Raw genomic sequence first — 11,720 nt, forward strand, 5'->3', positions numbered from 1 at the left:
ATGTTATCAAGCCAGATTAGAGCAGTCTTTCATAGAACGCTGTTAACGATCTCCTTACTGTTTGCCAGTCACGCGGTGGCAGGATCTGATAAATTGACCATCGGTATCACGCTACACCCTTACTACAGTTATGTTGCCACGATTGTCCAAGATAGAGCGACCATTTTGCCACTGGTTGATGCAGGCTTTAACCCACACAATTATCAACCGCAACCGGGGGATTTACTGCGTTTACAGCAGATGGATGTTTTGGTGGTCAATGGCATCGGTCATGATGATTATGCGATGAAAGTGCTTGCTGCTGCTCAGCGTTCCGATCTTCAAGTTATTTACGCTAATCAACAAGTGCCCTTATTGGCCGCAATGGGCGCGAGTGTTGGCGATGGTGCCAAAAATCCCCATACTTTTGTGGGTATCGCAACCTCGATTCAAAAGGTCTATACCATTGCTCAGGCTTTGGCTCAGCTTGACCCGGATAATGGTGAATTTTATCTCGCCAATGCGCGGCAATTTGCTCGCCAAATGCGTCAAATGAAGCAAGCGGCGATGCAACAATTAATCGATGCCAATGTTCAAGCTTTAAAAGTGGCAACCACTCATAACGCCTATAACTATTTACTGCAAGAATTTGGGATTGAAGTCAGTGCGGTGATTGAGCCTGCCCACGGGGTTGAGCCGAGTGCCAGCCAGCTACAAGATACGATCAATAAAATCCGCCAGTCTGGGATTAATGTGCTGTTTTATGAACTAGAAATGCCGAATCGTTTTGTCGATACCATTGAGCGCGAAACCGGCGTCAAGTTATACCGGTTTTCACACATGACTCATGGTCCTTTTACGGCCGATAAAGTGATCAAAGAGATGCAAGACAACACGAAAACGTTAGTGCAAGCCATTCATTATGCCAATCAGATGAGCGAGCAAGCTCAATGATGCTGGGACCGGCAATTCATCTTAGCCAACTGAGTTTAGGTTACGCCAATCAACAGGTTTTAATGCCGTTTGATCATGCGTTTGCCGCTGGCCAATGCCATATCATCATGGGGCCGAATGGCGGAGGGAAAACCTCTTTACTGCGTTCGATTATGGGCTTAACCCCTTTTCAGGGCAGTATTGCTCTTGAGTGGCCTACTGGCGCTAAGCAGCAAATGGGTTATGTGCCTCAAAAAGCTTTGTTTGAATCAAGTTTACCGATCAGTGTGATGGATTTTATGCTGCTCAATGTCAGCCGGTTACCGCTGTTTTTACAAGCGCTATCACCTTACAAGCGAACGAATCGCGAGCAGGTTTTGAATAGTCTACAGCGGGTTGGTATGGCGAGTCGTGCTCATTTACGTCTTGGTCAATTATCAGGCGGTGAATTGCAACGGGTGATGTTTGCTCAGGCGCTACTCGATAAGCCAGAGCTGCTGATTTTGGATGAACCGACAACCGGGATGGATGAGCAAGGCGTACAGTACTTAGAGCAACTGATTGCGGATTTAGTGGCCGAAGGTGTGACGGTATTAGCGGTACACCATGATATTGGCGCGGTTCGGCGTATCTTACAAACTACACCTGGCCAAGTCCATGTCATCAATCGTCAATTGGTCGCCTCGGGACCGGTCGCACAAGTCTTGCACCCTGATAATATTGAGCGACTTTTTGAGCACTACAGTCAGCATGGGCATTTGGCGTCCAAACAAGAGCGAGCGGCTTAATGGAAACATTACAACAATGGCTGATCACCGGAGTTGAACGTGGTTGGTTAGCGGAAAGCTTTGCCTACGCTTTTATGCTCAATGCGTTAATTGCTGCGGTAATTTTAGGCCCTTTGCTTGGTGGGTTGGGGACTTTAGTGATAGCGAAACGCTTGGCATTTTTCTCCGAAGCGGTGGGCCATGCAGCGATTACGGGAATTGCTATCGGTATTTTATTAGGTGAAAGTCCCGAATCGCCGATGATTGGTTTGTTCAGCTTCTGCTTGATTTTTGCCTTACTGCTGCATTATGTGCGCAATCGCACCCAAGTACCTTACGATACTTTAGTGGGAGTATTTCTCTCCGCGGCCTTGGCATTGGGCGCAGCGCTACTGATGTACGTAGCGCGTAAAATCAATATTCATTTATTAGAAAACGTGTTGTTTGGATCGATTTTAACCGTCACTCGGCAAGATATTGTGTTGCTGGTTCTGGTGTGTAGCTTGATCATGTTAGTACTGCTGCTCAGTTATAACCGTATCTTACTGGCTTGTTTAAGCCCAGATATCGCGAAAGTCCGCGGCTATCTGGTCAACGGTTATGACTACCTGTTTGTCATCATGATAACCCTAGTGACGATAGTTTCGGTCAAAGTGATTGGCGCAATTTTAGTTGGCGCCCTGCTGCTGATCCCCGGCGCGACGGCGCGTCTATTAACTCGCAATAATGCCAGCTTTGTGATGCTATCGGCTTGCTTAGCGACCTTAGCTTGCATTGGCGGGACCATTTTACCGGTTGTTTATCAATGGCCTTTACCTTCTGGGGCGGCGATTATTTTACTCTCAACCCTGTTTTTTATCAGCGCCACCTTATGGCGAGTATTAAGACCGAATGGATAATGTTATGTACCCTCACTGCCGAACCATCATGACCCAATTGTGGTTGCTATTGTGTAGTTCATTGCTGCTGGTGTCTCTATCAGCACAAGCTCAAGACCGTGTATTAACTTCTCTGCCGGTCACCTATTGGTTAACCAAGCAGCTGGTTGCTCAGACGCCAATAGAGGTTGTCTATCTGCCATCGCCTCGTTTTAGTTTACAGCGTCACCAAAGCTGGTTTGATAGCGAGCAGCAAAAAGTGGCCAAGTACGCCAGAGAAGCGACAGCAGTCGTGACTATCCGCTCCATTTGGCCGCAAGACCCGATTTATCCTCAGGTGCGTCAATACAATATTCATCTGGTGCCCATTGATGCTGCGCAAGCCTTAACGCCAAGAGCGCCAGCGGTTTCATCATTACGAGATGGACAAGGACAGATCTCGCCGTATGTGTGGCTCAATCCACTCAATTTAACCACCATGCTGAATAATATTAGCCTCGATTTACAGCAAATATTCAGCTCGCAACAAGCGGCTATTCAAGCGAATCAGCAGCGCGTGGCGCGTGAACTACAGCAGCAGCTTTTTGCCAATCAAGCTCGATTGTTTAATCATGAGGTCGAAAGTGTGGTGTTGTTGGATGAAGCACTGCTCGATTTTGCTGCGGGCTACAGTTTATCAATCCAAGGGCAGCAATTTAAGCCAGAGTTAGAATGGAATGAACAAGATCAGAGGCTGTTACAACAGTGGCTACAGAACTTCCCCGATGTCTGGTTGTTGACGACTCGTCCGCCGAGTCCTGCGTTAAAGGCCTTATTGGGAGAGTTTTCACGCTATATTGTGATCGATCCGTTAAGCCGTTTAGGGCAAGGATTTGATGTTGAACATCCCTGGCAGCGCTGGCAAATTGATTTAGATTAACTCGTATGAAGGCTATCGGCTGTTGTGCTTGTATTTGAGTTAATAATAAATAGAATAATAACAATTCCTATTTGTTATTATTAAGCTCATGCCGACCATTCTAATTGCTGATGATGATCCGATGATGTGCCAACTGCTCGAATCCGTGTTGGTGAATGAAGGCTATCAAGTCATCTGTGCCCATGATGGCGAGCAAGCGTTAACTCAGCTCGTCAGCCATCCCTTTGATCTGGTGTTACTCGATGTGATGATGCCTAAACTCAATGGATTGCAGGCGGCACGGCGCATCTGCCAGCGTTTTTCGACCCCGATTGTCATGATCAGTGCTTTTGCGGACGAAGCGGCAAAAATCGATGGCTATGAAGCCGGAGCGGATCACTATTTAACCAAACCGTTCAGTATTCCGAAATTACTCACTTTGATCAAAGCGACACTACGTCGAGTTGCATTAGAGAAACAGCGTCATACCCATCATTTTGCACTGAATTTTTCAGGGCAACTGTCAGCGCATATTGATACCTTACGTCGGCTGCCGTTCACCCAAACCGAACTCGATTTAGTGACTTATCTGGCGGCTCATCCGCAGCAAGTGATCTCCAAATCTGAGCTCCAGCATCAAGTGTTAAAACGAGAGTTGTGTCCGTTTGATCGTAATTTAGATATGCATATCAGTAATATACGTCGTAAGCTATCGCAAGCTGGATGGCCAAAATCCACCATTCGTACCGCGCGAGGCGTGGGATATCAATTTGCCAGTGCCCATGTTCAATAAAAGACAATGGTGTCTTTTTTCTGGAAACCATATTTGCCAGCGATTGGTGGTGCGTCTTTTTGCCAGTTTAGCGCTCAGTGTGTTGTTGATTTTTCTCTCTTTTACTGCCGTAGAGATGGTGCTCTACGAGCGTTTTTTAACCCTACCTAATAAAGTCCAACGAGAATTACAACAGTTAAGTGCCAGCGCCAATCAACAGCGCCAGCTCGGTGCAGAGGCGTTAGCGCAATGGGAAATGTCTCAGCCTTATTTATTGTACGTGATAGACAGTACTAATCATGTCGTCAGTGGGCGAGATATTCACCCTCATGTGCAGATGAAAATGCGTAACGCTCGTCAGCTCACCGAGCCGATGGGAACTCGAGTCTCGAAACCGATGATCATTGTGCCGATGAGCGATGGATATTCGCTGATGGTCCAGTTACCATGGCAGCAACATCCTGCATCGCGAGCGGGCTATTATCTTTGGTCAACGAATCTGTTGCTCAGCCTATTAATTTTAACCTTGATCTCATGGGTATTAAGTCGTCAATTGCAAAGACCATTGGGACGTTTACAGTCTGCTAGTCGTGCGGTTGCTCAGGGGATCACGGAAACGCGTGTCTCACAGTCGATAGGTCATAGTCCGTGGGAGTTTCAACAACTGGCGGCTGATTTCGATAACATGGCCGAGCAGATCCAAGGATTGATTGAAGAGCAGCGAAAATTGGTTCGTACCTTATCTCATGAGTTAAAAACACCGCTGACTCGGCAAGCCTTAGCTCTGCATTTAGCCAGCCATACTGATGTTGCCCAAGATCGCACTCAATGGTTAGTGCGCGCTGAACAAGAAGCTCAGTTAATGGATTCAATGATTGAGAAAATCCTCGAGCTCAGTCGGTTGCGCAGTCTTCATTGTGATGTGGTCTTACAACCATTGGATGTGCAGGCGTATTTAAGTCAGCAAACCGAGCAGTTTCGTCCACATTTACAACCCACTCAGCAACTGCGATTTGTGCCGAGTGGACAAGATGAATGGATACGGGGCGATCGAGTGTTACTCGGCAGTATATTGGATAACTTATTGACTAATGCGACTAAGTACGCGGGTGAGCAGTGTTGCATTACGGTGATGACGAAAAAGCAGGATCGGCAAGTGAAAATCATCGTGATGGATGATGGTCCTGGGGTGGAGAGTGAGCAATTAGAGGCGATTTTTCGTCCTTTTTATCAAACGATGTCGACACTATCTTCTCGTCATGGTTATGGATTAGGTTTGTCGATTGTTCAGCAATCGGTTGAGAAAATGCATGGCCATGTCAGTGCTGAAAATAATCACGGCTTAGTCGTTACGCTGAGCTTTCCTATCTACCTTCCCTCTGAGTTAAGCCACCGTCACGATTAACGATTTACTTTATTTCTCAGAACATTATCCAATTGAGAGGGGGCAATATCATTTTCGATTAGGATGTTGAGAAAAGTTCCCTTTATCAGTGTAAAGAATGTAAAGTAAATACAATTGATAATTATTATTAGTTAGATTCCTTCCAGTGATAGTTCAAGCCCATTTATTTCCAACCCACGTGAAGCTGTCGTTATACGGCAATCATGGTGAGTGCCTCCATCGTTATCGCTGTTGAGCGCCTCCTTGGACCAAACAATGGGCATTATGCAATAAAGATAAAGGAATAGAACCATGTTGTTAACTCGTAAAACGAGCTTAGCGGTGGCGATTGCCTCGCTGTGTCATTTGCCTGTGTTGGCCCAAGTGGAAAGTAAAGCGGATGAAGTAATGGTCGTCACCGCTTCTGGTTTTGAAAAGAAATTGACTCATGCTCCCGCTACCATCAGTGTGATCTCGCGGGCTGATCTGGAAATGAAGCGTTTTGCTAATCTTGCTGAAGCGCTACAAGATCAAGAAGGGATTGATGTTTTTGGTAATACTGGAAAAACCGGTGGTTTGAACATCAGTATCCGTGGTATGCCGTCTGAATATACGCTGATTTTGATTGATGGTCGCAGACAAAATGTCGCGGGAAATATCACGCCAAATGGCTTTGGTGAGATGTCTGGTGGGGTTATGCCGCCGGTTAATGCTATTGAGCGAATTGAAATTGTCCGTGGCCCGATGTCAACGCTCTACGGCTCAGATGCGATGGGCGGGGTTATCAATATCATCACCCGTAAAGTAACCGACACTTGGAATACATCGATCACCCAAGATTATACTTGGCAGCAAGAGCGTGAATTTGGTGATACTCATAAAACCAGTTTGCATACCAGTGGTCCGCTGATCGCGGATACGCTAGGTCTAGCCGTTCGCGGTAGTTTTTATAAACGTAATGAATCCAATCTGACTGCGCAGGGAGCAGATGGTCGCGAGCTAGACGCCCGTGGGCAAAGCAAAGTCGATAATGAAAACTATACCTTTGGTACTCGTTTTGATTACATTGCGATAGACGATCATAACTTATGGTTCGATATGGACTTATCGCGTCAGAATTACGATAACGGTACTCCAGAAAATCGTAAACTGAGCAACAATGATACTGCAACCAATTGGCGCGGTTATGCTGACGAGTTACGCTATGAAAACCGTCAGTTTGCACTCGGTCATACTTCTCAAGTAGATTTAGGGGTATGGGAATCGAGTGTCATGTATAACGTTTCTGAGACCATTGGTCGCACCATTCCGGGGAATCCAAATCGTCCGAGTGGTATCCCAGGTAAGAATGTCAAAGATAAGCGCGAATTAGAAACCACCAATATTGTGTTGGATACCAAACTCAATACGACCATCGGTGATGATCATTACCTGACTGTGGGAGCACAATATTGGAATGCTTCTATGATAGATGGGATGTCTAGTGAAGATTTTGAACAAACTACATGGTCATTGTTTGCCGAAGATGAATGGTTAATCACAGATGCTTTAAGCCTGACTTTAGGTGGACGTTACGATCATCATGATGCTTTTGGTAGCCACTTTAGTCCTCGTGCCTATGCGGTGTACAGCCTTAGCCCAACCATGACAGTCAAAGGTGGTGTGAGCACCGGTTATAAAGCGCCACAAGTGAATGCGTTGCACAGTGGCATTAATGGGATTACTGGGCAAGGGACACAAATTACCATCGGTTCTCCGGATCTAAAACCAGAGACTACTCGCACTACCGAGATTGGTTTTTACTACAATGGTGAACAAGGCATTACTACCAATGTAACGCTATTCCATAACCAGTTTGATGATAAAATCTCAACGGGTACGCCATTATACAACTGTTTCTCATCGACCAATCCGAACCGTCCTGGCTGCGTGAGTTATGGTGATAACTGGGCTCAAGATACCTTTAGCCAACAAACTAACGTTGATGAAGCTTACAGTCGTGGTGTTGAATTTGCCTTTGCGATGCCATTGCTCGACACCGTGAATTTCTCGATGAACTACACCTTTACCGAAACGGAAATTAAGGAAAAAGGCAAGGTTGCTGGCGAGCTGAGTGATACACCAAAACACAAAGCCAGTGCGAAAGTGAACTGGGCTGCGACTGAGCAAGCGAATGTTTGGTTAGCGGTGAATTATCGTGGCGAAAGTCGTCGCTTTAATGGTTTAGTGGAAGATCTCTCAGCCGCTAATAAGGCGATGTACGATGCGGTAGGTGATATTAAAGCGTATACCCTGTTTGATCTGGGTGGTGCTTATCGGATCAATAAAAACTTCAGTGTCAACGCGACAATTTATAACTTATTTAACCAAGATTTTCGTAAGTTCACCGCTTATGAGTATGACGGTGATACCTACTACGCAAGTCAATACAGTCATCTTCAACAATCGACCAAAGGTGCGATTTTAGAAGGACGCCGCTTATGGATTTCGGCTAACTATACTTTCTAAGTCTCGTGTTGAGTGATAAGTCGTGAATAGACAATGCCAGTGATCTGACGATCACTGGCATTTTTATTAAGCAGCATGACATCATGCTGCTTGGTGTAATCTTAATCGTCATTGGCTAACGACGATTAAGATTGATCCGCGCGAGACAAACGCAATACTGCCGCCACATTGCGTGCAGTGAGCTCGATATTTTGCGCCGCCTCGGCAAAAGCGGTCGCTAAGTCAACGCAACCTGGTACTACGCTGAATACCGCATCCATCCCATGCTGATGCACAATGCCGCAATCGGCAGACAAACTCCCCGCAATGCCAATTACCGGAACCGAAAAACGTTTTGCAGTCCGTGCCACCCCGATGGGCGTTTTGCCATAAATAGTCTGGCTATCAATGCACCCTTCGCCAGTAATCACTAAATCGGCATCTTTGACCATATCACTTAGATTGACGGCTTCCATGACAATCTCAATGCCGGGACGTAGGCTTGCACCAAGCAGACCAATCAGCGCTGCTCCTAAACCTCCCGCCGCGCCTGCGCCAGGGATATCTTTGACATCGATTGCCAGTTGCGTTTTGATGATATGTGCGTAATGGGCAAGGTTGGCATCAAGCTGCGCAACCATCTCTGGTGTTGCGCCTTTTTGTGGGCCAAATATCTGCGTTGCCCCTTGTTTACCGCATAAAGGATTATTCACATCACAAGCCACTTGTAGCGTGATTTTAGCTAAGCGTGGGTCGATAGCAGAGGTATCAATGCGAGCCAGCTTAGCCAGTTCTTCACCACCAAAACCTAGCTCATCGCCTTGTGCATCCAGCATTTTAACCCCTAATGCTTGCGCCATGCCTAAACCGCCATCGTTAGTCGCGCTGCCGCCAATACCAATGATGATCTGCTCAACCCCGTGATCAAGTGCGGCTTTGATCAACTCACCGGTGCCATAGCTGGTGGTTTTCATTGGGTTGCGCAGCTCTGGTGCCACAAGGTGCAAACCAGATGCGGCCGCCATCTCTATGATAGCCGTTTTACCATCGCCCATTAATCCGTAGAAACCTTCAATCTGTTCACCTAAAGGGGCGGTGACTGTGGCCATAAAAATGGATCCACCGGTCGCGTCAACTAGGGATTGAACCGTGCCTTCTCCACCATCGGCCATGGGTAATTTTAGGTACTTGGCGTTAGGGAAGACTTGTTTAAATCCATTTTCAATCGCGGTAGCTACTTCCATCGCAGTTAGGCTTTCTTTGTATGAATCAGGAGCAATGACAATTTTCATTATTACACCTTATGGGGCTGAGGCCGTTGATTAGAGTAAACCATCGCTGAGCAAGGAGACCGTTGAGTTTCTTTAGTGTCGATAATCATCGATAATAACAAGATTCTATTTATCCCCAAGCATTAATGGCAGAGAACCTGATGGACTACGAATTTAAAAAAAATACCCTTGATGGCAGTTATTACTGCGCATTTTCAATGGGCCACGAAATCATTGGCCGCTGGTTGCAAGAAGAGATCAGTCATGACCGTCAAAAAGTCGATCAAGTGTTACAAGCCATTCATCAAGCCCAGCAAGCGCCGAACCAAGAGCATATCTTAGAAGGGCGTGAAATTAGTTTGATGATCCTAGCCGATGAAGTGACTGTGCAAGCCAATGTGTTGTCTCATGAGGATGAGTTAGACATCGAGAGTGACTTTGATTTTTATGATTGTGAAAGCACAGCGAGCTGTGGTTTGGATGATTTTATCTTGATGATTGATCAGTGGTGTGAATTTATTCGCTATCGGCCGACTTCGCTCGGTTAGGTCGAGGCTAACAATACGTTGCACAACATCAGTGAAACGTGAAGCGGTTGCTTCAATAGTGGGAATTTACGCACCTTTATGGTGCGTTTTGCATATTTTAAGCACTAATTTTAAGTAAATAATATTTATAAACAATACGTTAAAAAGTTGGCACGTACCTTGGATTGTATGAGTAGGAAATGGATGACTGCGATTGAGAGGATACGATGAAACTGATTAACGCGATAATTAAACCTTTTAAGCTCGATGATGTACGTGAGGCTTTAGCGGATGTTGGCATTGAAGGGATGACGGTGACTGAAGTTAAAGGTTTTGGACGCCAAAAAGGGCACACTGAGTTATACCGCGGTGCTGAATACCAAGTGGATTTTTTACCTAAGGTGAAATTAGAAATTGCCACTCAAGCTGATAATGTTGATCGCGTTCTTGAGGCGATCATTAAAGCAGCGCACACCGGGAAAATCGGTGATGGCAAGATTTTTGTTTATGATTTAAGCCACGCGGTTCGCATTCGTACTGGCGAAACCGACAGTGAAGCGCTTTAACATTCAATGGATTGGAGAATATGACTATGGAATTGTCACTGACAGTAACTGAGCTGCGCTATGCACTGGATACGTTCTTTTTATTAATTTCTGGCGCATTAGTGATGTGGATGGCGGCTGGATTTGCCATGTTAGAAGCGGGTTTAGTTCGCTCTAAGAACACCACCGAAATTTTAACCAAAAACTTTGTTTTATATGCGATAGCTTGTACAACGTTTTTGATCGTCGGCTATCACATTATGTATGTTGATAATGCTGAAGGTGGTTTATTTCCTTCACTGGGTGGTTTAATTGGTAGCCAAGAAGAAGGTGCTGATTTTGCTTTGCAAGCGGATTTCTTTTTCCAAGTGGTGTTTGTGGCTACCGCGATGTCAGTGGTCTCTGGCGCCGTGGCTGAGCGAATGAAGCTGTGGGCATTTTTGATTTTTGCCTTAGTGTTAACGGCATTTATTTATCCGGTTTCAGGTTACTGGACATGGGGTGGCGGCTTTTTGGATGCGGCAGGATACAGTGATTTTGCTGGTTCAGGAATTGTGCATATGGCGGGAGCCTCTGCGGCTTTAGCGGGTGTGCTCTTGCTCGGTGCTCGTAAAGGTAAGTATGGTAAAAATGGCCAAATCTTCCCGATCCCTGGTTCAAACATGCCGTTAGCAACCTTGGGGACCTTTATTCTATGGTTTGGTTGGTTTGGCTTTAACGGTGGCTCACAATTAATGATCTCCGATTTTGAGAATGCCACCTCAGTAGCGCAAGTGTTCTTAAACACTAATGCGGCAGCGGCAGCGGGAGCGATTGCAGCGCTACTGGTATGCAAAACTACTTGGGGTAAAGCTGATCTGACGATGATCCTTAATGGTGCATTAGCGGGTTTAGTGGCGATCACCGCCGATCCTCTGTCACCATCGCCTCTCTATTCGGTGGCGATTGGCGCAGTGGCTGGAGTGATTGTGGTGTTCAGTATTGTCGGTTTGGATAAACTCAAAATTGATGATCCAGTCGGTGCCATCTCAGTACACGGTGTGTGTGGTTTGTTTGGTTTGCTGGTGGTGCCTTTAAGTAACCCTGAGGCGACATTAACGGCTCAGTTATTCGGTGCTGCGGTGATTTTTGCTTGGGTGTTTACGGCTAGCTTAGTGGTGTGGGCGATTCTCAAAGCGACGATTGGTATTCGAGTCACTGAAGAAGAAGAAATGCAAGGCATGGACATTCATGACTGCGGCGTTGATGCTTACCCTGAATTTGTCACTCTAAAATAGCG

The 11,720-nt window shown here is 46.1% G+C and carries 11 protein-coding genes; 10 read left to right on the forward strand and 1 reads right to left on the reverse strand.

Going from position 1 to position 11,720, the window contains the following annotated elements; genetic code table 11:
* The 7 genes from FKN93_RS06140 (at nucleotide 1) to FKN93_RS06170 (ending at nucleotide 8,119) form a co-directional block, all read left to right on the forward strand.
* The gene (locus FKN93_RS06140; protein ID WP_249374155.1) at nucleotides 1-933 is read left to right on the forward strand and encodes a zinc ABC transporter substrate-binding protein; all 933 of its coding nucleotides are present in this window, start codon (nucleotides 1-3) and stop codon (nucleotides 931-933) included.
* Nucleotides 933-1,700 carry a metal ABC transporter ATP-binding protein gene (locus FKN93_RS06145; protein WP_170904722.1) on the forward strand — a complete coding sequence of 256 codons (768 nt, stop codon included), beginning with the start codon at nucleotides 933-935 and terminating at the stop codon, nucleotides 1,698-1,700. The genes FKN93_RS06140 and FKN93_RS06145 overlap by 1 nt, the downstream gene beginning before the upstream one ends.
* Entirely contained in the window at nucleotides 1,700-2,578 is an 879-nt protein-coding gene (locus FKN93_RS06150; protein WP_072671400.1) for a metal ABC transporter permease, read from the forward strand. The genes FKN93_RS06145 and FKN93_RS06150 overlap by 1 nt, the downstream gene beginning before the upstream one ends.
* 4 nt (nucleotides 2,579-2,582) lie before the next feature.
* The gene (locus tag FKN93_RS06155; protein WP_170904697.1) at nucleotides 2,583-3,476 is read left to right on the forward strand and encodes a metal ABC transporter; all 894 of its coding nucleotides are present in this window, start codon (nucleotides 2,583-2,585) and stop codon (nucleotides 3,474-3,476) included.
* Between the two features lie 88 nt (nucleotides 3,477-3,564).
* Nucleotides 3,565-4,248: a response regulator transcription factor gene (locus tag FKN93_RS06160; protein WP_170904698.1), complete on the forward strand. Its 684-nt coding sequence runs from the start codon at nucleotides 3,565-3,567 to the stop codon at nucleotides 4,246-4,248.
* Nucleotides 4,238-5,632, forward strand: coding sequence for a sensor histidine kinase (locus tag FKN93_RS06165; RefSeq protein ID WP_170904699.1), 1,395 nt, complete (start codon nucleotides 4,238-4,240; stop codon nucleotides 5,630-5,632). The genes FKN93_RS06160 and FKN93_RS06165 overlap by 11 nt, the downstream gene beginning before the upstream one ends.
* Nucleotides 5,633-5,923: 291 nt before the next feature.
* Nucleotides 5,924-8,119 carry a TonB-dependent receptor gene (locus FKN93_RS06170; protein ID WP_170904700.1) on the forward strand — a complete coding sequence of 732 codons (2,196 nt, stop codon included), beginning with the start codon at nucleotides 5,924-5,926 and terminating at the stop codon, nucleotides 8,117-8,119.
* Nucleotides 8,120-8,244: 125 nt separating this feature from the next.
* Here FKN93_RS06170 and FKN93_RS06175 read toward each other — a convergent pair whose 3' ends face one another.
* Nucleotides 8,245-9,390 carry a glycerate kinase gene (locus tag FKN93_RS06175; protein ID WP_170904701.1) on the reverse strand — a complete coding sequence of 382 codons (1,146 nt, stop codon included), beginning with the start codon at nucleotides 9,388-9,390 and terminating at the stop codon, nucleotides 8,245-8,247.
* A gap of 140 nt (nucleotides 9,391-9,530) precedes the next feature.
* Between FKN93_RS06175 and FKN93_RS06180 the strand changes: the two genes are divergently transcribed.
* From FKN93_RS06180 to FKN93_RS06190, 3 genes are all read left to right on the forward strand, one after another.
* On the forward strand, nucleotides 9,531-9,917 hold the full coding sequence (locus FKN93_RS06180; protein ID WP_170904702.1) for a YacL family protein: 387 nt from the start codon (nucleotides 9,531-9,533) through the stop codon (nucleotides 9,915-9,917).
* 206 nt (nucleotides 9,918-10,123) lie between these two features.
* Nucleotides 10,124-10,462, forward strand: coding sequence for a P-II family nitrogen regulator (gene glnK, locus FKN93_RS06185; protein WP_004394213.1), 339 nt, complete (start codon nucleotides 10,124-10,126; stop codon nucleotides 10,460-10,462).
* A 26-nt stretch (nucleotides 10,463-10,488) separates the two neighbouring features.
* The gene (locus FKN93_RS06190; RefSeq protein WP_170904703.1) at nucleotides 10,489-11,718 is read left to right on the forward strand and encodes an ammonium transporter; all 1,230 of its coding nucleotides are present in this window, start codon (nucleotides 10,489-10,491) and stop codon (nucleotides 11,716-11,718) included.
* Nucleotides 11,719-11,720: the final 2 nt, after the last annotated feature.

This window comes from Vibrio sp. A8-1, assembly GCF_013048685.1.
Lineage (GTDB): Bacteria > Pseudomonadota > Gammaproteobacteria > Enterobacterales > Vibrionaceae > Vibrio > Vibrio metschnikovii.